We start from the raw sequence: 345 nt of genomic DNA, 5'->3' as shown, positions 1-345 counted from the left end.
CAACGCCACCATCGAGGCCGCGCGTGCCGGTGAGGCCGGCAAGGGCTTCGCGGTGGTGGCCAACGAGGTCAAGGAGCTGGCCCAGGAGACCGCTCGTGCGACCGAGGACATCGCTCGCCGGGTCGAGGCCATCCAGGGCGACACCACCGGTGCGGTGGAGGCCATGGGTCAGATCTCGGCGATCATCACCTCGATCAACGACTACCAGCTCACCATCGCCTCGGCCGTGGAGGAGCAGACCGCCACGACCAACGAGATGAGCCGCAACGTGGCCGAGGCCTCCTCGGGCTCGGGCGACATCGCCAACAACATCGACGGCGTCGCCGACGCCGCCAACACCACCAC

The 345-nt window shown here is 68.7% G+C and carries 1 protein-coding gene; it reads left to right on the top strand.

What is annotated here, in order from left to right; genetic code table 11:
• Positions 1–345 (top strand): methyl-accepting chemotaxis protein (locus D9V37_RS19980; protein WP_232525058.1); only part of this gene is annotated, 345 nt, incomplete at both ends.

It is taken from the genome of Nocardioides mangrovicus, from assembly GCF_003674065.1.
Lineage (GTDB): Bacteria > Actinomycetota > Actinomycetes > Propionibacteriales > Nocardioidaceae > Marmoricola > Marmoricola mangrovicus.
This window is presented reverse-complemented; position numbering and strand designations above follow the sequence as displayed.